Genomic DNA, 25,875 nt, shown 5'->3' with positions numbered 1-25,875 from the left:
CTACTCCCGCATTTCCTGCGGAAGGACAATTGCAAAGCGGCTCCCCTTGCCAAGAGTTGAAGCCACTTCTATTTTTCCATGAAACCTTTCAACGATAGTCCTGCAAATGGCCAATCCCAATCCCGTGCCCTGCACAAAAGCATCTCCCTTATAGAAACGTTCAAAAATGTGCGCCAGAACTTCTTCCGACATGCCAGTTCCCGTATCTTCCACAAAGACTTCCAATGTAGCAAAGTCCTTCAGCCTATACCCTATGGTTATGCGTCCTTCAGCAGTGAACTTCACCGCATTATTGATAAGATTGTTGACAACTTGCCCCAAACGCGTAGGATCTGTATAGATAACTGCCGCCCGGTCCGGAAGGTCTAGCAGTAACTCCACTCCTTTCCGAAGATTCATCTTCTGCGCACTGTAAATGCTTTCCAATATGCCATTTAAAGAAACCTTCTCAAAATGGAATTCCATCGTGTTCGATTCTATCTTGGACAAATCCAGAATATCTGAAATCAACACCATTAACAACTGGCTGTTCTTTTCAATCAAAGACGTAAATTCCATAATCTCCTGCCGCGACAAGTCGGCATCCCCACAAGCCAGTAGTGTAGAGAAGCCCACAATGGCATTTAGTGGCGTACGTATCTCGTGGCTCATATTAGCAAGAAATACGCTCTTCAACTCATCGCTACGTTGCGCTTTCTGCAAAGCCTCGTTCAATTTATTCTCCGTATCCTTGTATTTCTGCGTACTCATGCAAATACCGATGATACGGAACGGCAAATCCGTCAATTGCCCCACATAAGTAGATTGCGCCTCAAACCACTCCCACTTGCCGTCTCCCCTCCGTAGACGGTATTCCACTGGGCGTTCGTACAAATTACCATGCAACTGTAAAGCCAAAGCATCAAACACTCCCTTCCGGTCGTCCGGATGAATCAGAAATGCGAATTCCTCAGGCGTCAGCGTATAGTCACGCGTAGGAATCCCCAAATATTCAAAATAACGCGGTTCTATAATCATCAGATTATGTTCCATGTCGAAAGACCATTGAAATATCTGGGTGCGGCTCAGCGCAATATTCAGCAAATGCTTCTGTGTCCGTTCTTCCAACACATTCCTAAAATAGAGTACAATCCTCACCAATTGTCCATCTTCATGAATTCCCACCATAGCACCTTGTATCAGAAAACTGATACCACTCTTTAATTCACGTATAAAGCAATTGGTATCTAAGGGAATAATCCGTACATCCCTCTCCCGAAGTTGCAGCAAAAGAGCTTCCAACACATTCTTTTTATCACATACCACTTCCAATAAGTCAGTGATATGCCGCCCTATCACATGCTCATTCAATTGGAGTTCATTCATCACCTGCTGATTCAGACGCCAGATACAATCTTCCAAATCAATCATAATAATGCTGACGGGCCATGAGTTGAACAACTGCTCGGAGATGGCATTTATTATACGTACTTCTTGAGGAACATTCGGATTCATCAGAATTGTTTTATCATACAAGGAGCAAAGTTCGGGCTAAAATGCTTATGCCACAAACAAACCCTTATAAATCAATATTCCGTTTTAGCATGTATATATTCTATTATTCACAACTTTACCTTATTTAACAGAGACAAATTGAGCGTAATATTGATTTTAACTGTTATCTCTGTCATTTATACATTATTATCCCCCATTTTTGTGTCTTAAAATCTCCAACATGAATATATCCGAATTCAATATAAATGCCGAGTTCATTGCCTGCAATCATATCACAACCAATGAACTGAATCCGCTAGTGGAAAAGCCATACCACACCAAGGCCAGTATCTTCGCTCTATGCACCAAAGGAGTTCTGAAAACCATCATAAACCATACTCAATTCAAGGTTGAAGCTAACACCCTCCTAGTTATTCCTCCCGAGACCTTCGTACAATTGCTACACACGTCAGACGATGCTGAAATATATGTCGTCATATTTTCCCAACAACTTATCCAGAGTTCAGGGGCCGGCAAGGTCATGATGGATAAGTTTCACATTATAGGCAAACACTATATTTTTCCTCTATCGAAAACGGACTTCCAGCTTTATGCCGAGTTCATGACCTATTTGTCACACCTCTACCAAAGAACAGAAAGCCCCTCAAGTCTAGTTTCATTGCAAACTCTACTGGCATACCTGTTACAAGGTATATCCGAACTCTGTCCGGAACGCCCTAGAATAAAAGAGACTCCGGGCAGCAGGCATTTCAACCAATACCGCATTTTTATCCGATTGGTACACACAGACTATATCCGGGAGCATCAAGTGTCCTATTATGCATTGAAAATGAATATGAGACCGGCAGCTCTTTGCCGCCTTGTCAAAAAGGAATCAGGACATACAGCCATGGAAATCATCAACAATACTATCATCATGGATGCCAAAGCACAACTTTGTACCGCCAACACTCCGATAAAGGATATAGCCGTGAGTCTAGGTTTTAATAATGCGGCCTTCTTCAACAAATTCTTTAAACGTCATACGGGAATACCTCCTCAGAAGTTCCGCACATCCTCAAAACAATAAAATCCACTCAAAACACAAAATGCGGATATTCTGCCATGAGAATACCCGCATTCCTCAATAAGAGAAGTCTGCCATCAATCTACCTTCTTAGCAATAAAAAACACATAACCGTAGAATTCCTTATATTTGCCGTATAGTTCATCCTCAATCATTTGGAGTGAGCTGAACTCTTCGGCAATTTTATTACCGGCATATTTCTTACGGAAAATCTCCTGGGCCGCAACCTTTGAAGCAAAGTAATGCTCTGTCCAGCAATTCTCCGGCAGAATGAATGTAGCAACGGGGAGATAACCCGCCTTGTACAACTTGGTCACCTGATTGGGAAGTGTATCCATTTCAGAGTAAGCGTCCATCCAGAAGTCATTGATTTCCGCAGGGCGTTCGTCCGTAAACCATGAACTCTCGGAGACGGCAATATACCCTCCCGGTTTCAGATACTTACGCCACTCCTTCAAGCCACGTTCAAAGCCAATGTTATAGATAGCACCTTCACACCAAATCATATCCAGCTCCTCCTCACCGAAAGGAAGGGCATCCATTGAACCGACAATTCCTTTTACTCTGTCCTGCAAGCCTAACTGCCTTGCATTACGGTTGAAGATATCAATAAAGCCGGGAAAAAGGTCAATTCCTGTAATCCGCCCCGGCACATGGCCAGCTACTACCATTGTCTGGCCACCCGTTCCACAGCCAATATCGGCAATAAAGGATTCATCGGTAAGACCGTCTACAAAGCTCAATGCCTTCAACGTCGCTTCAGGACTGCCAGGGCCTTGTCGTTCCATATTGGAGAAAAAGTCACAGATTAAATTAAGTTCGAAATCGTGGATAGTTTTATTTTCGTTACTCATTTTCTTACTATATTTTGCATATACGGAAAGTATCACAATACCTTCAGCATAATACGCGGATTAAACTTTAATTATAACAATAGAGAAACACTCTCGAAAGAAGTTATCCGAGAGTAAACGAAAGGGACAATCTGTGCAAGGAACACAGATTGTTTACAAAACCAAATCCGATTTAAATGTCTTTGTCATACTGCAAAGATAAGCAATATTTTATTTAATCAAAGAATTTACGGTTAATAAAGATTTTCCTTTGCACCGGGTGCATGCTGAAGAACGGCACCTACCACCTGGCAAGTTTCCAGTTCCTTACAGTCACCGCAAGTATTGAAACCTTTTTCGTACACACATTTGCGGATAGCACAATAATCGCTGCAATAGGCAAACTTCACCCCGTCTGCACGGCACCCCATACAATGGATGGTTTCTGCCGTAATTTCCGGCGTATTGTTCAGCACACTCCACTCTTTGGCGGTTTTCTCTCTCAGCTCATCGTCATTATTGACAGTGGCTATACGGGCGGCGCAATTTTCGCAATCCAGTCCGCAACATGCAATTAATTGTTTCATCACTTGGTTATAACCATTTATGTGTTTCTCATAGCAAGCATTTGTCTACCTCCTCTTTATCTGAATTTAAGAGGAGGCAGACAGCCATGCTACAAATATACGGTTATTATTGTGTGAATGCCAAATTAATTTTCCATCACTTTGCTTCCACACTTCCACCCACCTCCTGCATCCCCCTGTCCATCGGCATTTGCCCTGCGGTGGAAGCAACCTGAAAAGGTGGAAGCAAAATTTGCTTCCACCTGCCTGAAACGCTTGAGTTTTGCAGTAAGCTGCTATCCCCTACCATAATACAGCATGCAGATTACATGAATCGGCAGGTTCGGTTTTCCTGCATTTTCGGGCTTGTCCTTACTGTGAAGTCAACGGATATGGAGTTGGACTGTAGGGGCATAGTAGGAGTTATCGGGAATCAAAGGCCGACTATGAATAATGCACTCTAATGTCTTTTACACCGTTGTATAATACGTTTGCGCCTTGTGCGCAATAGGTTCGGGCTACGTACTTCATCCGTAATAGCTCTGGAGTTAGTGACGCCTAACGGCCATGAACAACTCTGCTTACGGTCGTCAAGCGATCGCTTTATGGTCGAAAGCAGGGTTGTTCATGGCCGTTAGGCGTCATAAATTCCCTATGCCACAGCAGACAAACAAAGGGAGAAGAGCAAAGGAATACCTATGTTTTAGATAAAAATCCACAAGCTTTCACTCGTGCTCTCCATAGGTTATGAGAGCAGGCTTCGCGCTCTGTGCGATAAATTCCCATTTATCAGCAGGCATACTCACTTACGAAACTTCAATTACTTATATAAATTGTTTCAGCCAAAGGCAGTATGGACATTTGCAAAAATATGGAAAGTCTTATTATGAAAAATTGCTATGGCATCGACTTCCGTTCGTGGCGTAAAGAGCTACGTACACGTGAGAAAACCAAGCAGACACCCTGCAAACTGCCGGACAGAGTAAGCCGGAGTTTGCAGGGTGTTCTGTTTAAAGTATATCAAATCTCTGTTTTAATTTTGCTTAAAAAGATTTTATTCAGCTTCTTTTCGGTCTGTCTTCCTCTCTTTATTCGCCACATAGCCGCTATGCTCCTCAGAAAAACATACTCAAAGACAATGCAGACAGTTACTAAATATTTGAAGGAGTTATCGGGAGTTAGAAGTGATAACTCTCCTAACTCCTATAAATGAAAGAGACGTGAGCCTTTCCCAAAAAAAATAGAGAAACATAGATACACTTAAACAAAAAACAATTATCTTTGTCACAAATTCGCTATAGCGTAGTGGGTTTATTTACATATTAGTAAGAGCATTATTGAAATTATCTTCTTTATTCAAACTTCGCAACTTTGAAAATTTCCCTGAAGATAACAACAAGGATGCTCACGTCTATGTTTATATGGTTTTCTCCCATCAGGGGGATGGTATATACACAAACGACGTGAGTGACTGTTGTATATCCAGGGAAAGGGCAATGCGAAGGCCTGAATAAAGGATATACAAACATAGTTACTCACGTTTTTTTTTATTGTTTAACCTTTAAATAATTTGTGTATATGAAACAGAACAAACCAGACGGTAGAGAAGCATACATCACTCCGTCTATCGAAGTTATCAAAATGGAGAATGAAGGAGTCATTGCAACAAGCGGCGAACCTTACCATCCCATTACGCGCTCCTATTCGGGCAGCACCTCTACCCATAGCTACAATTCGGCATCCAGCAGCGACTTGGAAGACCTAATCAATGACATCTTAACCGTAGAAAACTAAGGGGGACTTCATTATGATGAAATTAAGAAACCTTATGCAAGTTGCCTGCATGGCAACTGCTGCCTTGACCGCATTCAGTTGCAGCCAAGAGGAATTTGAAAACAGCGGGCGGAAAGGAAACATCACCGTTAACGCAACGTTTGAAGGCGCAGGTACCGACACCCGTACTACCGTAAACGATGAATACAAGATTCTATGGCAAGATACCGATGCCCTAGGGTTGTTCTGTAGTAATGCAGAAAGTAATTATAGCAATACAAAATTAGAATATGCAAGCGGTGCTGGTCAAACTTCCGCCACTTTCAACGGCAGCAAGCCAAGCGGAGAAACGGCTGTATTCTCCATCTATCCTTACCAACAAAACATGAGCGTAAGCGGCAATACATTGACCATGACTCTACCTGCCACGCTTACAAATTATAACGGCAGCAGCAATGGCCCGATGTATGCCAAGGTGACAAATCCCGACAATCTGAGCGCTCTGTCCTTCAAGCACATGGCAGCCATGATAAAACTGACCGTCAACAAGATTCCGGCAGAGGCCACTACTTTCAAGATTATTGCCTCCAATAACATTGCAGGTACTTGTACGGTAGACTTAACCGCAGCAGACCCGATACTGGCAGTAACGAGCGATGAAAGCAAGGAAATCACCGCCTCCTTCACAGCCTCAGCTGATATAAAGTCTCGCAACTTCTACATTCCTTTGCCCACAGGTACTTATAGTTCCATCACTGCCCAACTGACGAATGGAAGCGACAAGGTATATTTTACCAAGACGCTTAATGACAAAATCCTAGGCAGAAGAGACATATTGGTAGTACCTCCTTTGGATTGCGTTGTGGTAGAGGCTACAACCCCCAGTGCGCTTAGTACAGCTTTAGCTGATTCAAAAAATCTCCCACAAGAAGCACCGACAGCAGCAACCGTAACCGACATTGCAGTCAGCGGCAGCTTCAATACCACTTCCGGCAGCAACGACGGCATCGCCATCCCGGTTTTACAGAACTCGGACATCAACCTGGCGTTCAATACAGCCCCAACGACCAGTACTGCCGCTCCGTTGACGCTGACCGACAAGACCAATACCAGCATAGGTGCTCCCGCCGCCACTGCCACCAACAGTGTATCCTTGGCTGTGCCGGAAACCAATGCAGAGCAAGAAGCTCCTTCTGTAGCCATCACCATGCCAAGCACCACCGTTACATTGGCAGCAGTAGGCAATAAAGCCACTTACAATGAAGTGACTGCCACTACCGCCCAGCAGACATTGATTATCAATGCAGGCGTCACCGTAAAGAAGCTGACCGTAAAAGGCGGTAACTTGAAGATATATGGAAAGGTAGAACAATTGGTACACGATGCCGGCGATACCACAATCTATATAATAAAAGGAACCGAAGCATCACTTCCGGCAACAATCGACAGCAAATTTGTAGTTCAATCCGACGTGGCAGTCCTAAAGGCCGCTTTCGCCAACGGCGAAGATTTTAAATTGTCCGCCGATGCCGACATCACAGGGCAAAGCGTCAGTGTACCCGCCGGAAAGTCCGTGGTTCTTGACTTGAACGGATATACACTGACTGCCGACAACAGCGCAACAGGCAAAATCATCGTCTTGGGCAAGATGACACTGAAGGACAGCTCTACCGAGAAGAAAGGCAAGATAGTTGCCAGCCAGGATTATACAGCGGCTTCTTATAATGGCAGTCTGATTGAAATAGCCGGTGAAGATACCTCCATGACCATGGAAAGCGGCAACATCAGTGCAGTCAGAAAGACTCCGAACAGTAACGGCCAATATGGCGTCGGAGTGACGGACGGTGGAGACTTCACCATGACAGGCGGCAAGATAGAAGCCGGATGGTTTGCAGTGGCAGGCAACGGCAATTACAAGACGCAGAACTCCATCATCAACATCACAGACGGAGAACTCATTTCTACTGCTGACTATGCAGTCTATCTGCCCCAATCCGGCACAACGACCATCAGTGGCGGCAAAGTTTATGGTGCCGCAGGAGGTGTATGCATCCAACGAGGCACTCTGAACGTGGAAGGCACAGCCTTGATTACCAGTAAAGGCACAGGCAGCACCGGCAACTGGGGCGACGGTACCGGAGGACTGGACTGCGCCGCCATCAACGTAAGTGGAGCATATGGCATTGCCACAGTAAACATCAAAGGCGGTACACTGATTGCCGAAGCAAAGTCACTCATCACAGAAGGCACCACTTATACACCGGTCATCAACGTTACCGGCGGTACATTCTCCGACCCAAGCGCGCTGAAGTACATGAAGACAAATGCAAATGTGAACATAAAGTTGACCGCCGACAAGACCTGCCCGGGATTCAAGACCACAAGCGGACAAACCTTGACGATGGACTTAGGCGGCAAGATCCTTACACTTGCTGACCCGACCGTAGGTTCCACCGGCACCGAAACGAACAGCTGTCAATTACTCGAAGGTTCAAACGTTACTTTCAAGAACGGAACGCTGAAGAGTGACAACAACAAAATCATGATTCAGAACTACTGCAACCTGACATTAGATAATATGACAGTAGAAGACACAAATGCCCAATACGTAGTAAGCAACAATTGTGGCAATATAAGCATCAACAATACCACTATCAACGCAGGAAGCAATGCGAATCAATTTGCATTCGACGTATGCGGCTATGCAAAGTACACTGCTGGAGTCACGGTTACGGTAAGCGGTACGAGCGTCATCAATGGAAAAGTGGAAATTTCCAAGAGTGCAGGAAATACCGAACCTATGAAGCTGAATATCACAGGCGGTACTTTCAACGGTGACTTAAAGGTAGATGCATCCGTGGGAACCGAAAATGCCAAAAGTATCATCTCTGTTTCCGGAGGTACATTCTCCGACCCAAGCGTACTGAAGTACATGGCAACCAACGCAACTGTTGATATAAAACTTCTCTCAAATATCAACATCGCCAAGACGGAGCTTGCCACAGGCTACATATTGAATGCTGCAAACGCAACGGCAAACTTAAACCTGAATGGCCACGACATCATCAATTCCTCAGAAACAGCTGATGCCACTCCTTTCACACAAATCTTTACTGTACAGAACGGAACACTAAACATTTCAGGCAACGGCAATGTGAAGTGCGATGCATCTGCTACAGCGAAAGACGATGGTTATCGCATGGTAATTGAAGCCCGAGGACACGGGACAGTAAATATTCATGGCGGTTCTTACTATAACACCCAGAAACTGAACACCCAGATAGACCTGATTTATGCAAGAGAGAATGGGAAAATCAATATCTATGGAGGAACATTTGAATCCGGCAAATATGGTACACCCAACAACGACACGGATGGCAGATACTGGGTACTGAACTTAAAGAATACAGACAAGAACACTGCCAGCATCCAGGTGTCCGGTGGAACGTTCATCAATTTCAACCCGGCAAATCCGAATATGGACGACAATGAGTCCTATTTGGTAACAGGTTACGAGGTTACCTGTGACAGCAGTGTATATACAGCAGCCCACAAAGTCAACGATGGGAGGAAAGAATATATTGTTGGCCCAACAAGTCAGGAGAACCGATAAGCCAAATTCTAAGAAAGGAAGCAATATATCCTCGCAGACCAAACGAAGAGGTATCGGAATCGCCTTATTACTATCTTTTAGATGCGGCGGACAGCGGATTTTCTTTTATAAATCTGCGTCCTCCGCGTCTAAAAAATGACAACAAGACAGTTGAAAAATCTCTCAAATCTTCCTCATTCACACAAACATTCATTATTTTTCTGAGTAGCCCAAAGTATCATGAATAACAACTAACAATCAAAACATATGAGAATACAGATATTGGATTATCAAGTAGGACCGCACACCTTCCGCATGGTGAAACCTTCCGACTTCAATATATTCAAGGCGTTGCCTTCACTGATTCCGTTCATCACGACAATAGACACGACGCAAAAAGTAATCTTTGAAACAGAGATAGACGATGACGAAACAGCGACAAAACGAACCATAGCGAAAACTCCCGATGATATATGTTTCAACTGGGAAGATGCCGATTGCATCATTCGCCCTTTGCCCCACAGCTCACACCTTGTATCCATCACCCCACGGAAAAGCGGGAAAAACTATTGGATGGAGTGCAACGATAACTTCAGGCAATGCTTCATCCACCTACCGGCCTGCAGGACAGAAACACCGGCTCCGGAAAACGAAACGAACTTCGTACTGAACAACTTCTTGATGATGCTCTATGCCTTCAATGCCGCCCGCCACCATACACTGCTGATGCATGCCTCGGTTGTCGCTACTGAAACAGGCAAAGGCTACCTCTTCTTAGGGAAAAGCGGCACGGGCAAAAGTACGCACACCGGGCTCTGGCTGCAACAGTTCTCGGACTGCCATCTACTGAACGATGACAATCCGATAGTACATGTGGACAGCCTCGGCAAGCAAGCCACTGTTTTCGGTTCTCCGTGGAGCGGAAAGACACCATGCTATCGGAAAGAATCCATGACCGTAGGCGCCTTCGTCCGCTTGGAACAAGCACCGCAGAATGAAATAGAGCAAGAGAGAGCAGCACATGCTTTCGCCACCCTCCTCCCCTCCTGCTCTTGCCTGGAGCAGAACAAGGAAATCTATAACGCCATTGTCACCACTGTGACGGAACTTGCCACGCTGGCACCCGTCTATCATCTGAAATGCCTGCCCGACCGTGAAGCGACGGAGCTTTGCAGAAAGACGGTAGAAGGATAAGTTATGAATGATGAACTGAACAGCCGATGAAGAAAAGCATTCCCAACGAGATATTGCTTCCCGAAGTGGCGCGTCTCATCAAAGAGGGGCATACAGTAACCATCACCGTGCGGGGCAACAGCATGAATCCTTTCTTAGTGGACCGCCGTGACCGGGTGACACTGGGCGATTTCACCACAGAACAGCTGCAACCGGGCGTCGCCGTACTGGCACGCGACCTAACGGAACGCATCGTCTTTCACCGCATCATCCGTCGGAACGGAAATATACTCATCCTGCAAGGCGACGGCAACCTCGCCCAGACCGAAGAAACCGACATCGGACGGGTAATGGGCGTCATGACCGAAGCCATGCGAAAAGACAAACGGTACACCGCCGACGGCAAAGTCTGGAAGCTCTACTCCTACTGGTGGATGAAGCTAAACCCTGCTCGCCGCTGGCTGCTCGCCCTGTTCAGAAGAATATAAAACAAAATAACCATGAAAATCAAACAAGGATTTATCCTGCACCGGATAGGCGATGACTACATCATCATGCAAGACGGCTCGTCGAACGTGGACTTCAGCAAAGTCATCAGCCTGAACCAAACTTCCGCCATGCTTTGGCAAGAGATAGAAAACAAAGAGTTCGATACAGACAGCGTGACAGAAGCCCTGACCAGCCGCTATGATGTAGATAACGAATCGGCCCGTCGCGATGCGCAGAAGTTTATCGACTCCCTTGACCGCGAAGGAATCATAGAATAAGGACGGATATGCAACACGCTTTCTTTTCATTGGTACGCTCCGGCCTGTGGGGCACTCCGGCAGACCGACAACTCTTCCGGTCGGTCTCGCCGGACGACTGGGAAACCGTGTACCGCATGGCAAACTCACAAGCCCTGCTTGCACTGACTTTTGACGGCATAAGCAGTCTACCGGCCGAACTGCGCCCTCCACGTGCCCTCTATCTGAAATGGGCTGCCCGGACTGCACAGATAGAACAAGCCAACAAACGCCTCAACCAGCTTCTGCCCGAACTCAATACCCTTTACCGGGAAGCCGGGCTGCATCCCGTACTGCTGAAAGGGCAAGGCATCGGCACCAACTACCGCACTCCCTTGCACCGGCAATGCGGAGACATCGACATCTATTTAGGAAAACAAGGACAACCCATAGCCAACCGCCTCCTGCTGCAACAAGGCGCTATAGTCGAGGGAGAAGCGTCCGACAAGCATGCCAGCTACAGTTTGAAAGGAGTACACATCGAGAACCACCGCATCATCCTCCGGCTGAACAGTCCGCTTGCCAACCGGCACTTTCAGCAGATTATCAGAAAATGGTATCCGCAGGAAACAGACTATGCCCTATTCTCCGAAACCGGGAAAGAGGACTCGAAGGCCGTCAGTATCGCCATACCTCCGGCCACCTTCAATGCACTTTATATCTTCCTGCATGCCTTTGTACATTTCCTGAACAGCGGAATCGGCCTGCGCCAGCTATGCGACTGGACTTGTCTGCTTGCCAATCGCCACAAAGAAATAGATGCCACCACCCTGCTTCGCCAGTTGCAGGACCTCGGACTATTGCATGCCGCACAAGCATTCGGCTACATTGCCGTCACCCGACTGGGATTGCCCGCTAACCGGCTTCCTTTCCCCTTGGAAGGCACCAAGCAGATAGGAGAACAATTATTGGAAGACATCCTGTCTACCGGTAACTTCGGGCAACATGATAACCGCATCAAGCCACGCCCCAAAGGATATTGGGCAGGAAAGTGGTACACCTTCTGCCGCGCCACCCGACGCTGCAACGAACTGCGTCAATTTGCACCGTACGAAGCACTCTGGTATCCCGTGACTCTGATAGGGGGAACGATAGCTATACAAATAAACCGATCAAAAGGAGTAAAAGACAAGAAAGCAAGGACAAAGAAATAAAAGAACCCGGAAAATAAAAGGAATGAAAAAGCAACAGAAGGACAAAAAAGTGAAAAAGGACAGACGTGAAAAACTTAGGTATATTCGAGAGGTATCTGCCGAACAACGCGGACGTATCCTGCTAAGTTGCCTCACCGGCATTCTGGGCGTGGCCTTTGCCCTAGCCTTTATCTATGCAACCAAACGGGTGATAGACACCGCTACCGGAATAACAGACGACAACCTGACGCATATCGCCGTTCTCACCGTTGTCCTGCTGACTGCCCAATTACTGTGCGGAGCTGCTGACACTTGGATAAGTACCCGTATGCAGATAGAGACGGGCAACGCCCTTCGCCACCGCCTCTTCTCGCGCTTACTGCAAAGCCGCTGGAACGAATTGGAGCGTTTCCATACCGGAGACGTAGTGAACCGGGTAGAACAAGACACCACCGCCATCGTCACATTGCTCACCTCTTCTGTCCCGGCATTCATCGTCACGAGTATACAACTGCTGGCAGCCTTTCTATTCTTCTACTTTTTAGACCCTTCACTGCCATGGCTGATTGTTGCCATCCTGCCCGTCTTTCTATCAGGCAGCCGTTTCTATATGCGACGAATGAAACGCTATACACATGATATTCGGAACAGTGACGGTCGCATCCAGTCCGTCATACAAGAGAGCCTGCAACATCGCATAGTGATTAAAACATTGGAACAAGGCGAACGGCATCTGGACAAACTCGATGACTTGCAAGACATGCTCCACAGCCAAGTCATGGGACGTACCCGTTTCTCGCTTTCTGCCCACATGTTAGTGGCCCTTGCCTTTTCCGGCGGATACCTCACGGCTTTTCTTTGGGGAGCCGTTCACCTCAGCGCAGGCTGTATCACCTTCGGAACGATGACCGCCTTTTTGCAATTGGTAGGAAAAGTCCAGCGTCCCGTGTTCGACCTCTCACGCCTGATACCTTCCGTAGTCAATGCCCTTACCGCCATAGACCGGCTATTGGAATTGGAAAGACTGCCGGCAGAAGCGGATGGTGACAGCATATTCCTCGCCTCTACCCCGGAACTGGAACTGAAAGACGTGACTTTTCGCTACACTCCCGATGACCGTCCGGTATTCAGCCGCTTCTCCTGCCGTTTCCCCGCCGGTAGCTGCATAGCTATAGTCGGAGAAACAGGAAAAGGAAAGACAACGCTCATCCGGCTATTGTTGGCACTGGCAACGCCACAAGAGGGACAGATACTCTTGATACCCGCCAAACATCCACTTGAAACCAATCATACCGTCTCTCCGCAAACCCGCAAGAACTTCGTATATGTCCCGCAAGGCAATACCCTTTTCAGCGGAACTATCCGTGACAACCTGCTGATGGGAAACCCACAAGCTTCTGAAGAAGCCATATATCAAGCCCTGCAAACCGCCACCGCCGACTTCGTCTTCCACCTTCCCGACGGCGTAGACTCCCCACTCAGCGAACGAGGTGGTGGACTCAGTGAAGGACAAGCCCAACGCATCGCCATTGCCCGCGCTCTGCTACGCCCCGGAAACATTCTTCTTTTAGATGAAGCCACTTCTGCCCTCGACCCCGACACGGAACGGCTGTTAATAAAAAACCTGCGCAGAGACTGCGCAGGCAAAACATGTATCTTCGTCACCCACCATCCGGCAGTAGCGGAGGCATGCGAATCTATTGTCCGATTATAATCAGAGAATAAGCCCCAACGGGTATCTGCCTTTGGTTAACAAACTCAGAACAGCTTCGCAGGATACTCGCCCGCATCCACCAAAGCCTGAATCTTGTCGACTACACTCTGACGGTCTTCGGGATAAGTCACACCGAACCACTTGCTGGTTGTATCAAGCACTTCGCAGGTAGCAGTGCCATCGTTAATCAGCTTATCCACCATCAGCGGGATGAAGAATTCGCTTTTCAGGTTCTCCATATTCTTCGGGTCGCTCAAGAAACTCTTGAAAAACTCTGCACTGTAAGCAAAATAATCGGGAGTGAAACCCCAGAAGTTCATGCTGACCGGAGTCGTCTCGGGAGTGGCAGTCCATTCACCGTTATCGTCGATGTACTTCACCTCACCGTCCATGCGCTGAATCTTGGTACGTTCCACTACGGAAGTCAGCAGGTTGTTCGCATCCGTTCCACACAATCCACGGGATACGGTACCGCTCTCGCTCAACGTATTGCCGATGCGGAAGCCTACCATGGAATATACGTTTTTGGAGCCTTCGGGAAGGGCTGCAAGGAATTTGCCCATTACCTGGAAGGAGTCACGACCGTAGAAATCGTCGCAATTGATAACAGCAAACGGTTCCTTTATTACATCGGCACCCATCATTACAGCATGGTTGGTTCCCCAAGGTTTGGTACGGCCTTCGGGGCAGGTGAAGCCTTCAGGAAGGTCATCTATGGACTGGAATACCAGTTCGCAGGGAATATGGCCTTCGTATTTGGAAATAATCTTGTCGCGGAAGTCCTGTTCAAAATCTTTACGGATTACGAAAACGAGCTTGCCAAAACCGGCATTGATGGCATCGTAAATAGAATAATCCATGATAGTTTCGCCATTCGGTCCCAATCCGTCCAATTGTTTCAAGCCACCATAACGGCTGCCCATACCGGCTGCCAATAAGAATAAAGTTGGTTTCATATTAGTTATTATTTAAAAAGGTTAGTGTATCACAGTTGATAACGGTTGCAAATGTACAAAAATTTATGGCTGACAGAAGGGAGTTTTAGTTCATTCTTTACCACTATCCGTTCAAAAACGTACATTTAGAACGGATAACCGATGGCAAAATGCAGTGCCATACTATCCTTGAACTTAGGAATATTGTAATATCCCGACTTTCCGGTATCATACGGGTCGTGAAGCCCGATACCCAAATCCAGACGGAAAACAAGGAAGTCCAGGTCATAGCGTAAGCCGAATCCCGTACCCAAAGCAATCTGTTTCGGGAAATTCTTCAAGGTGAACTCACCGTTCGGGCGATTTTCGTCCTTACGCATCAGCCATACATTGCCGGCATCCAGAAACACCGCTCCATGCAAGTCGGCAATCATACGGAAGCGATACTCGATATTGGCTTCTATGCGAATATCACCCACGTGGTTGATATAGGTATATTTCCTATCCGTCTCGGGAGGATAGCCGCCCGGACCTATACTGCGTGCAGAAAAGGCGCGCACACTGTTGGCACCGCCGATATAGAACTGTTCCGTATAAGGTGCGGTCGTAGCGTTGCCATACGACCATATCACCCCTCCGGCAATACGCGAGGCTATCATCTGATTCTTGTCTATCCGGTAATGGTACCTGAATTCCGAGTTCAGCTTCAGGAACTGTGCAAAAGGTACCCCGAAAAGCTTCTTTCCTTCCTCACTGAACGGCTTGCCGAAAATACGGTAGACGGCAGAAGTCAGGTTACCGGCCGACGCAACGGTGGTCTGCCACCAGATGGGGTTACGCTTGCCGCGCACGGAAGCGTTGTCATAAGTATAGGTGTACTCCATGGCAGGAATGAACTGGTCGCGCAAACTAACGTAGAGTGCCGGATTCTCGGCACGCAACGTATCGAAAGCGGCAGTAGGATTGCGCAGTACATTGAATGTCAACCGGAAAGGAGTTATACTGTGCCTGGAAGTCGATTTGGGCTGGAAGTCATAAGTGACATTACCGCCAAAAGCCAACAGCTTATAATACTTGGCACGGTTCATCTGGTCGGCATATAAACGGAAAGTCGTTGTAGCCGGGAAGTCATACTCACGGTCGCCCATCCTAGGAAACACCACGCGCGGAAAGATAAGCGAAGTGGAGATACCCAGTTCATAACTGTTCATCAAGGAAGAACTTGCCTTGCCCGTCTGCCATTCGTACGAACCGTTCAACTTCACATTCCAGCTTTCACCGCCACCGAAGACATTGTTCTTCGTCACCGTAAAAGCGGCACCCGGTCCCGTCTGGTTATTGCTCTTCATGGTGACATTAAAATCCAACTCCGCATCGTAGGGTTTATCGAGCGCGGCAATGACCCTCACATCCAATGTATCAGACACAAACGCCGTATCACGCGGTATATACTGCATCTCCGCATAACGGAAAATACCGACGCTTGCCAGACGCTCCTGAATACGGGTCTGACGGTACAAACTATACAAACTCTGCATAGAACGCTGGCGGGCAATACCTGCGCTGTCCTGTATCTGACGTTTCCGCCGATAACCTTGATAGTTCAACCAACGGTAAAGCATGTTGGGACGTACCGGAGGTTTGTTGTAGTAATGTATGGTCAAGCCTTTGTAATCCATGCTGTCATTGGGTTCCTGCCCCTGCTTTCCAAGAAGATAGACGGATTTACGCCCCACACGGAACTGCTTCTCGGCTACCTTTGGCATACCGGGAACGGGAATCAAGCGCATCTGGACATGCCCATTGGGAACCATCATGGTATCGGCCTGATAGGTCAGGTAGTCGGGACGGAAATAATAACAGCCCACATTACGCAGCAGGGTACTGATACGGGTACGCTCCCCATCCAAATCAGCCACATTGAATTGTTCTCCCGAACTGATAAGGGAACGTCGGCGTCCCAGCTCCATAATGCGAGTGGTACGCTCGCTGAAACCACGATAATATACCGTATCTATAAAGTAGGGGTTACGCATGTTCACCGTATATTGCAACTTTGCCTTCAGCGAGTCCTTCGGGTCGATAAATGTCTTGTAGCTGACGCTTCCGTTGAAATAGCCATAATCGCGCAGCAAGTTAACCGCCGCCTTCTGGCGTATATCGGGATTCACCGTAGACATAAGCACCGGAGTGGCGGCAAATTTATTGAATATCCACTTTCCGAATCCCTTCTCATACTTCTGGAAACCATTGTAAATCCACAGTCCGAAAGGAAAGGGATAGCGGATAGTAGAGCTTCCCAGCAACGAATTGTTCGGTGCCGTAGCAAGGGCGGCTTCCACCTCTTCCATAGCAATCTCACCAACAGACGTTTCACTGCGGTTCAATACAATCATCGGCTTTTGGCCGGTATAGAGTATCTCCCCCTCGGGCAAGTGCTTCGTGGTGGAGCAACCTGCCAGAAATATCAATCCTGCAATATATAATATCAGTCGTTTCATATCACATTCCTACTTTTTCATATCGCTATTTTCAGCCTCCGGTTTTATCTTTTTCTTCCTGAAGATGAAGAGTTCACTCAATCGGTCCATCTTCCGGCGCAGCACAAGGCCGACACCCGTTTCGGTTATCTCACCGTCGAGTATGCTTTCGTAGTTTTTATTATGGAATACACGGACATATCGAGTACCCGACGCATCAAGACGGTATTCCAGCGATATATTGTCAATGAATGATTCCGCATCGTTCGTGGCATTGGCCCCGGTGGACACTTTTCCACCGATGACTATCTGTACGCGGTCGTTGAAGAAACGCTGGGAATAACGAAAACTGAAGTCTTTCTGCGTGTCACCCGTTTCAGCAGAGGTACGGTCTTCCACACCTACACTGATATTAGCACCTTTTATACCTCCCGCCAAGGAGTTTATCTGGCTCTGAAGCACTGAGTTCAAGGCAGCTCCCATTGACAAACCTCCTCCTTTGGCACCACTGTTCAAGTAAATACCCGTGGCAAGCATGGCAATGGCCTGCTTGCTACGCTCTTCTGCACCCATTGCCTGCAGCTCATTCTCTACTGCGGCATCTTCGGGCGCCGAAATATCGAATATCAAATCGGGAGCGTCAAGCCTGTTCTTGATGGAAATGGAAACATCGAAGTTCACCATGCGCGAACCGTCCCCGTCACCATCGGCCACAGAAGCACGCATACGTTCCGTAGCCTTTAGGCTCAGCGTAGGATTCATAATATTCCCCCGCCAATCCACATAACTGCCGGGATTGAACTGGAACTCCTTCAACGGGATGATAGGCAGCGAATATTTCATGACGCCACCCGAAAGGGTATAGCGTCCGGTAAGGCTCATATCCCCTTGGGGAGTATACTGCATATTCAAATCACCGCCACCTTCCAGTTCGATGTATTTGCTGCGGTCGGGACTCAAGTCAGCACGAAGACGGACAGCATCGTCAATATGGACGGACATATACATTTCCAATCCTCCCAAAGACATGGCAGGAACCTCATCTGCTTTTACCGACGTCGTATCGGTGAACGAGGTAAAGGTAACCAGCCCACTGAGACGGTCTTCCACCGTTAAAGGGGAATCGGTCAACACGTAGGTTACGTTGGTATTGCCCAGCAAATTCATGTTTCCACGCATCGTGAGCCCGTCAAGCGGCCCCTTCACCGTGGCATGCAAGTCGACGAACACCTTTCCATACACCAGACTTTCGCGGGTACGCGGTGCATCCAGCAACGTATAGTTCTCTGCCAGCAGATTGAGGTTGGCAGTAGGACGCTCCATATTCCGGAAATCAACCTTACCGTCAATCGTAAACGGATTCTTGCTGGTGGTATAAATGGCAAACTTATCAAATATCAACTGATTGTCCTTTATCTGTACCGGACGGTTGTCGAACCAGTAACGTGCTCCCGCCTGGCGTGCATAGACAGACACACTGTCCAAAACAATATCACCATGCATTTGAGGCTTGTCCAGCGAACCATAAATATAAAGCCCTCCATCAATATCTCCGGTAAAGGCCACCGTTTGGTCAGGGATGAATGCATTGGCCATCTTCAATGGAAAATGCTCGAAACGGGTGGACACTTCCAGGGTATCCTTTCCGGTCTTCTGCGTCAAGATACCGTCGGCGGTCATCACTTCTTCATTATCATATGTAAAATAGGTATTCAGATAGTGCGTATTCTTGTCGCCCGGCAACCAGGTAGCCCCCAGGCCGATGTCTCCAACCGGTTGGCGTTCGTAGGTCAGTTTCTCTACATTGGCTTCGGCAGACACCTGCAGGGAAGTGGCAGTCTGTATATAATTTGCTTCGGCAGAGAACAATCCCGTAAGCCGGGGCATATAAGGAAGTACCTCCGTAAGTTCATCCAAGCGCAATCGGCTCAGTTCTACGTTTATATTCTGCAAGGAAAGGGTATCATTCTTGTCGGATTGCATACGGAAACACAGACCATCGTCGCTGTCCATATCAATATTGGCATAGACGCGCATATTCTTATGCAGATAAATCCAGTTACTATTGTCCGCAAAGTGGAATTTACGGAAAGCGATAATCGGCTCGGCAGGAATAAGGTTCAGCAGCACACCATTACCGCGACCGTGTCCTTCGGTCAACGGACGGGCATTAATACCGAATAGAACACCGGTCTGCCCTTTTCCATTCACATAATCCACAGTCAGTTCCGCATCTTCATTACGGACTTCACCCGTCAGTGTGCTACGGAACACAAACTGCGGGTTCTTAGGACCGTTTATGACACCACCTTGCAACTTCATGCGGGCAGTATCCTGCTTCACTGTAAAAAATATCGTATCGAGCTGCAAGGAGTCCATGCGCAATCCGTGAACAGCTGTACGTCCATTGATGCCGACTTGCGGAGTAAATCCGAAGCTCAGTTTGAAATCATTATAGGAAATACCCTTTGCAGCCAGGAAATAGCTGACGGGATTCTGGTTACCGGCTTCCAGATGCATGCCCGCTGAAGGAAGGACTTGGCGCAAAGCGGCATGGTCCAAACGCCGTTCATCAATCTGCTTTGTCAGGATAGAGACAAATTTATCCGACTGTTCCATCAACTTCTTCAACGTGCTGTGAGCGCGGAAACGCAGATTCAAGTCACCGGCATCAAGCCTCAACTTGAGAGAATCATGACGTGCCTCCGCTCCCATTGTAAAGGCAAACGGGTGTTTCAATGGTCGGGGCACCAAACCCAGCTTATGCAGATTCACCTCTTCCACATTTAAATCCAAAGCGCCATCCAGATAGCTGCGGTCAAGACGCATATCCGCATTTCCCTGCATCTTGAGAAGGACATTATCGCTGGCAAGACGGACGGTAGCAACGGATGACTTGAGTCCGGCATGCACATCTACACCGGAAATGTCCCAATGGCCATACTGTAGTTTTTCCAAGGAGGCATTCAAAGCGGCCACAGTTTTTCGTGATGCCACATCCACCCCTTGCCCCTTAGCGGACATCTTTGCCGTAAAAGTATAGATAGAGTCCTTGGGCAGGAAGTGATGCACCTGCAAGTTGTTGATGGCAAGGTCGGCATGGTAGGCTTCCGTAGCAAGATTATAGGCGGCGTCCAAATTCAAGGCGCCTTCCTTCTCCTTCAGTTTCAGGGCGGCAGTGCACTGCGCCCCCTCCATACCGAGACGTGCCGCAAGGTGCATACTGTCCGGCACAATGATGGAGCCATCGGGAGCAATGTCAGCTAGTCCGGTCAGGAAGTTCAAGTTCTGCGTATGCATTTCGAAGTCCATGCTTCCATTACGTTTCACACTGTCGGTCAAGCTCCAGAATTCTCCTCCCCCACTCAACGAAAAGGCTCCGGGCAGCTCAGCCGTAAAACGGGAAATCTGCATCTGCTTCAGGTTTCCTTCCGTACCGGCATGAATCACCAACGGACGGAACGGATAGGCTTCCTTGAAAGCTTCCGGCAAGCCACCGGCAAAAAGCAGTACATCCTGTTTGCCGATACGGGCATTGAAACGGGCTGTCAGACGGCCGGTGGTAGGTATATTTATCAGTTCCCAGTAAGTCTGTGCCGTAAGGTTCATCTCACTATGAGGTGTCAGCAACTTCAAAGAAGGGATACGGATAACGGTAGAATCGGCAAACAACCGCCCGGTCAGGGAAGTTACACTCAAACCGGAACGCTCATACATGGAAAATTCCCGGATAACGGCATTCATATCTCTGCCGTAGTACATCACAGAATCAATGCCCAGGCGAATGTCGCGAAGAGCAATGTGCGAGGGGTCGAAGCCTATCGCACTCCCCGGGCCACCGGTATCATAATTGACAGAAGTTCCAGTCAGCAGGAATTTTCTCCAGCCATAGAACTGGTGTTTCAGGTCGGCAGCAGCGTCCGCAATCTCAGCATCTCCTATATGGGCTTTCAGCCCCATGGAGTCCAATGGCATCTGTAAATCGACCGAGACGTTCTTCAACTTCAGAGTATGGAGTGTGACTTTCCAGTTTAACGCAGTGTCAGTAGTGTCCTTGGGAGTCTCAGTGGTATCTGCAAGCATCACCTGCACATGGGTATCGCTCAATTCTATATTATTGAGGATGGCATCTTCTTTTGTAAGGTCTATGCCATGGCTTTCGAAAAAGAAATGCCCCAGTACTCCTTTGATGCACATACCTTCCATTAAATTGGAGGAGTTGACAGCAACTTGTTTCAAGGTAATGTCATCCACCTCCACTTTCCCTTTGAGTAAAGGCCATGCCTGTACCCGTACGTTCAAACTTCCAAGATTCAGCAAGGTATCGGGATGCTGCACATCAACAGCACTGTCGGCAGGCTGTACCACCAATACACCGCGGACCAACAAATTCAAAGGAAAGCGAAGGTCAATCCGCTCCACGGATATGTCCATACCCGTAGCACCTGATGCAATTGCCGTAGCCTGCTTCCGTATCAAATTCTGTACGGGAGGCACATAAAGCAATATCATCAATATTATAAACAGTATAATAGGAGTAAGCAACACCCACAGTGCTGTTCTCAACCATTTTCTTCTCATCGGAACGTCAATCTTTCATCGTATTTAAAAGTCCTACAAAGTAAACAATTTCTTTCGACATTTGGTTCCCGACAGAGAAAAATCACGTATTCTTCTCTGTTCCCCCATTACGGAAAAGCTGTTGCCTGAGTAATGACATCCTCTATCAAAACGAGGGCGGCAAGGGCGTGTTCTTTCAACTCTCCGGTAAAAGGCACTCCATGAGAAGTTTCCAACAGTTTCAGCAATGCAACCAGTTCCGCTGCTCCAATTAAAGTAAAGAGGGGAATCATTTTGTGGGAGACAGCAGCCATCTCATCCACATCCTCATTCTCCACAGCCTTCTGCAAACGCTCCGCATTGAGGCGGGTTTCAGCCACAAAACTTTCCAGAATGGACTTTGCCGCCTCGGGGTCATCGACCGAAAAAGCAGTGAGCGAAGAGAATTTATACCCCGGGCAAGCCGAAGTTTCCGAAACTTCCATAACCTCCATCCCTTTGTCCTCCATATTCAATTCATGTAGCAATTCACTGACGGTAAACGGCTTATGCAGGCATCCGGCAAATCCATGCACCGTAAATTCCTCACGCTGCATGTCACTGCGGGCAGTGACAGCAATCACCGGAACAGACTGTGCCTGCGGTATGTTCGAAGCACGAAGCAGTTTCAGTAAATCAAAACCATTAATAGCAGGCATCTGCACATCAGTAAGCAGAACATCAAAGGTTGCAGTGCGCAAGGCATCCAGCAGTTCATCCAGTTGTAAACAAGAGACAGAATTTATACCACTCTGCTGAAGCATGGCGGCAGTAAGGGTAAGCTGAATACGGTCATCATCGATAAGGAGGACATTCTTCAGTGAAGAATGAGGAACGGGGAATGAAGAATTGCCATTCGGCGTGGCAGCACATCCCGATTCTTCATCCTTCATTCTCCGTCCTTCACTCCTTACGGGATAGATAGGAATATATATGGTGAAAGTGCTTCCCTTGCCTGGCACACTGTCTACATCAATCGTGCCTTCAAGCAACTGTACCAGCATACGGACAATGGAAAGTCCGAGTCCAAACCCCTCTTTACCCTGAGCACCCGGTAAGCGGGTAAACTCCTGGAAGATACGTTCCCGGTCGGCAGGTTCCATACCTTTACCGGTATCAGCAATGGCAACTACCAGTCGACGGTCCTCGTAACGGGCAGTCATGGTAACACTGCCTTGGTCCGTAAACTTCACGGCATTGGACAGCAAATTGTTGATAATCTGGCGCAGACGCAAGGGGTCGCAAATATAGGTACCGCCCAGCTCCGGGGCAATGTCGCAATGAAGCGCCAGTCCTTTGGCAGCCGTAAGTGGTTCAAAACTGACGTGTATCTCTTCAAGCAGGCGGGAAGGATGAAAGGTGACCCGGTTGATTTCGGCCTTGTTCAAATCAAGACGATGGAAGTCGAGCAAATCAACGACCAGCTTCAGCAGATGTTCCGATGAGGTTTTCATATTGTCCAGATAGAACCGCTGACGCTCATCCACCGTCAGACGGGAAAGCAAGTCGGCATAGCCCATAATAGAACCGAGCGGGGCTTTGAAATCATGGGTAATGGCAAGCATCAGTTTTTCACGGACAGCGAGTAAATCCTCGGCACGACGACGGGCCTCTTCCAACTCACGACGGTAACGGTTGCTTCGGGTTATGTCGCGGCCGATGATAATAAGAAAAAAAGCGGAAAGCAACACCGCACCTACGGCAATGCCACTGATAATCTTGGCCGAACGGCGTCGGACCGCTTGTTGATACTCGGCTTCCGTCCGTGCACGCAGCAGAGTTTCCGTCTCGTAATCTTTCAGCAAGCTGTCAATACGAGCGGTCAGCATATGGTCCAAGCGTTGCAGATAGCGTTTACGTCGCTGTATAACAGTGTTTACAGCTTTTTTCTGCTGGGCCACGGCACGCAGTTTCTCATGCAAAGAATCGGCCGGATTATAGGGTTCAATCACCGTATCCGTTGCAAATTCAAGGGAGGTCTTTACCTGGATAGCCGTATCTTTCTTTGGGGGGACAAACACTTCACCCAAACGACGGAAAAACCCCTTCTTCCGAGGGCGTGTCACGACGGTATCCCGATGTGTAATGATACGGTGCTGCACACGCTGCTGGGTCACTACCGAGTCCTGCTGGGCAATTATCTGCTCAATGTCACTGGTGGATACCATGCTGTCATTCGCCTCACTCAGCGTGCGCAGCATTTTTATCGTATTGGTATCCTTCTCGCGTATCAAAGCAAGCACGCTGTCTGTCCATTGTACATCGCGGTCATCAGTAAGAATAAGGTTCTCCATTTCCCGGTGTACGAAAAACAAGGAAAAAAACAATACCGCCAGCAACAAAGTGTAGCCTACGGCAATCTTTACTTTGGAGACATTATTCATACTATCAAATCCTTTCCCCGGTCTGTTTACGGAACCTCAACCACAGCATCACTCCCGCACTGGTCAGTCCGAACGGGAAAGCCATCCAGACTCCCGTCAGCCCCCAACCGAAAACGAAACCGCAAAGGTACCCTACGGGCAAAGATATAATAAAATAGGATATAAATGCAATAATCATCATCGGTTTCACATCCGAGATGCCGCGCAGGGCATTGGCAAAGTTAATCTGCAACCCATCGCCGAACTGGTAAACCAAGAACGGGAAGAAGAGAGCGGCAACCATGCCGGACACTTCCGCATTGTCCGTAAACCATCCCCCTACCTGACCGCGAAGCGCAAAGACGATACCCAGCAACACCACCTCCATACACAGGATGATGTGAAGGCCGGCATACGCCGAGCGGCGCACATTCTGCCCGTCTCCCTGCCCCTTGAAGTTGCTGACACGCACGGCAACCGCAGCGCCCATGCCATAATACATCATGAAGGTGAACTGAGAGATAGTAAGCATTATCTGATGCGATGCTAGGGCAAGTGTCCCCAGCCAGCCCACCATGACGACGCTCAGACTGAAGGAAGCGGTCTCCATACCCATCTGCATACCCACGGGCCAGCCCAGTGCATTGAGCTTCTTGAACATCGGCATCGACCACCCCAGCCGCATGAAGCCGAGCCTGTAACGGATAAACCGGCGGCCGCGAAGCACAATCGCCGCAAAGACCACCACCATCACAATGCGGGAGAACAAGGTGCTGATACCCGCACCAAGCAGTCCCATCTCCGGAAAGCCCAGCTTTCCATTGATAAGTATATAGTTTCCTACGATGTTAAGCGCATTCCCTCCGAGCAGAATCCACATGGCCGTCTTGGTATCGGTGATGCCGTCCGTAAACTGTTTGAAACCGTTGAACAGCATGACAAAGACCAGTGAAGCAAGCAACACCAGATAGTAAGGCTTGATTAGAGGCAACAATTCTCCGGGCTGTCCCAGCCGCTCCACATTGAAATAGAGAACAGCCATGACAAGAGTCAGCAACAAAGCCACCAGCACATTGGCAACCAGGCTACACCGCAACGCCTGCCCTGCCTCGGCAAAGCGGCGGTTACCGTAGAAGCCCCCTACAACCGGTGTCAGCCCGTAGCTGAAGCCCGTACTGAAAATAATGCAAAGAGTAAACAGATTGTTTACGAAAGAAGCGGCACCCAGTTCCTCCGTGCTGTGATGCCCAATCATCAGCGTATCGGCAAAACCAAGCACAATGACTCCCAACTGCCCCACCACAATGGGCAGCCCCAGGAGAAGCAATGCTTTGTAGTGCTGCTTATACGTATCAAATAAATTTTTCAT

At 48.1% G+C, this 25,875-nt stretch carries 16 protein-coding genes; 8 read left to right on the top strand and 8 right to left on the bottom strand.

Annotated elements, in window-relative coordinates; all coding sequences use genetic code 11:
• Window positions 1-1,494 (bottom strand): ATP-binding protein, encoded by a 1,494-nt coding sequence (locus DW800_RS14675; protein ID WP_118937089.1) that lies wholly within the window; start codon window positions 1,492-1,494, stop codon window positions 1-3.
• A gap of 220 nt (window positions 1,495-1,714) precedes the next feature.
• Between DW800_RS14675 and DW800_RS14670 the strand changes: the two genes are divergently transcribed.
• A complete protein-coding gene (locus tag DW800_RS14670; RefSeq protein WP_119958161.1) occupies window positions 1,715-2,563 on the top strand; it encodes a helix-turn-helix domain-containing protein in 849 nt (282 codons plus the stop codon).
• A gap of 74 nt (window positions 2,564-2,637) precedes the next feature.
• Here DW800_RS14670 and DW800_RS14665 read toward each other — a convergent pair whose 3' ends face one another.
• Complete coding sequence (locus DW800_RS14665; RefSeq protein ID WP_034528898.1) at window positions 2,638-3,414, bottom strand: class I SAM-dependent methyltransferase; 777 nt, start codon at window positions 3,412-3,414, stop codon at window positions 2,638-2,640.
• A gap of 233 nt (window positions 3,415-3,647) precedes the next feature.
• A complete protein-coding gene (locus tag DW800_RS14660; RefSeq protein ID WP_005834939.1) occupies window positions 3,648-3,980 on the bottom strand; it encodes a DUF3795 domain-containing protein in 333 nt (110 codons plus the stop codon).
• A gap of 1,557 nt (window positions 3,981-5,537) precedes the next feature.
• Between DW800_RS14660 and DW800_RS14650 the strand changes: the two genes are divergently transcribed.
• The 7 genes from DW800_RS14650 (at window position 5,538) to DW800_RS14620 (ending at window position 14,129) form a co-directional block, all read left to right on the top strand.
• Entirely contained in the window at window positions 5,538-5,753 is a 216-nt protein-coding gene (locus DW800_RS14650; protein WP_005834933.1) for a hypothetical protein, read from the top strand.
• A gap of 13 nt (window positions 5,754-5,766) precedes the next feature.
• Window positions 5,767-9,345, top strand: a complete 3,579-nt coding sequence (locus DW800_RS14645; RefSeq protein WP_119958160.1) for a fimbrillin family protein — start codon at window positions 5,767-5,769, stop codon at window positions 9,343-9,345.
• A gap of 246 nt (window positions 9,346-9,591) precedes the next feature.
• Window positions 9,592-10,518: a hypothetical protein gene (locus DW800_RS14640; protein ID WP_119958159.1), complete on the top strand. Its 927-nt coding sequence runs from the start codon at window positions 9,592-9,594 to the stop codon at window positions 10,516-10,518.
• Between the two features lie 26 nt (window positions 10,519-10,544).
• The gene (locus tag DW800_RS14635) at window positions 10,545-10,985 is read left to right on the top strand and encodes a S24/S26 family peptidase (RefSeq protein ID WP_005834927.1); all 441 of its coding nucleotides are present in this window, start codon (window positions 10,545-10,547) and stop codon (window positions 10,983-10,985) included.
• Between the two features lie 12 nt (window positions 10,986-10,997).
• Window positions 10,998-11,264 carry a PqqD family protein gene (locus tag DW800_RS14630; RefSeq protein WP_005834925.1) on the top strand — a complete coding sequence of 89 codons (267 nt, stop codon included), beginning with the start codon at window positions 10,998-11,000 and terminating at the stop codon, window positions 11,262-11,264.
• A gap of 8 nt (window positions 11,265-11,272) precedes the next feature.
• On the top strand, window positions 11,273-12,436 hold the full coding sequence (locus DW800_RS14625) for a nucleotidyltransferase family protein (RefSeq protein WP_022402242.1): 1,164 nt from the start codon (window positions 11,273-11,275) through the stop codon (window positions 12,434-12,436).
• Between the two features lie 22 nt (window positions 12,437-12,458).
• Window positions 12,459-14,129 (top strand): ABC transporter ATP-binding protein, encoded by a 1,671-nt coding sequence (locus DW800_RS14620; RefSeq protein ID WP_117703575.1) that lies wholly within the window; start codon window positions 12,459-12,461, stop codon window positions 14,127-14,129.
• Between the two features lie 44 nt (window positions 14,130-14,173).
• Here DW800_RS14620 and DW800_RS14615 read toward each other — a convergent pair whose 3' ends face one another.
• The 5 genes from DW800_RS14615 to DW800_RS14595 all read right to left on the bottom strand — a co-directional run bounded on the left by DW800_RS14615 (window position 14,174) and on the right by DW800_RS14595 (window position 25,875).
• A complete protein-coding gene (locus DW800_RS14615; protein ID WP_005834919.1) occupies window positions 14,174-15,085 on the bottom strand; it encodes an NDP-sugar synthase in 912 nt (303 codons plus the stop codon).
• Window positions 15,086-15,210: 125 nt separating this feature from the next.
• Complete coding sequence (locus DW800_RS14610; protein ID WP_009037264.1) at window positions 15,211-17,565, bottom strand: BamA/TamA family outer membrane protein; 2,355 nt, start codon at window positions 17,563-17,565, stop codon at window positions 15,211-15,213.
• 9 nt (window positions 17,566-17,574) lie between these two features.
• Window positions 17,575-22,125, bottom strand: a complete 4,551-nt coding sequence (locus tag DW800_RS14605) for a translocation/assembly module TamB domain-containing protein (protein WP_117703576.1) — start codon at window positions 22,123-22,125, stop codon at window positions 17,575-17,577.
• Between the two features lie 107 nt (window positions 22,126-22,232).
• On the bottom strand, window positions 22,233-24,527 hold the full coding sequence (locus DW800_RS14600; protein ID WP_005828587.1) for a hybrid sensor histidine kinase/response regulator: 2,295 nt from the start codon (window positions 24,525-24,527) through the stop codon (window positions 22,233-22,235).
• A 4-nt stretch (window positions 24,528-24,531) separates the two neighbouring features.
• On the bottom strand, window positions 24,532-25,875 hold the full coding sequence (locus DW800_RS14595; protein ID WP_044467904.1) for an MATE family efflux transporter: 1,344 nt from the start codon (window positions 25,873-25,875) through the stop codon (window positions 24,532-24,534).

Origin of the sequence: Bacteroides sp. AM32-11AC, from assembly GCF_003603515.1 — a bacterium.
Taxonomy (GTDB): Bacteria; Bacteroidota; Bacteroidia; order Bacteroidales; family Bacteroidaceae; genus Bacteroides; species Bacteroides uniformis.
The sequence above is the reverse complement of the archived record's forward strand: the minus strand, read 5'-3'. Positions and strand labels throughout refer to the sequence as shown.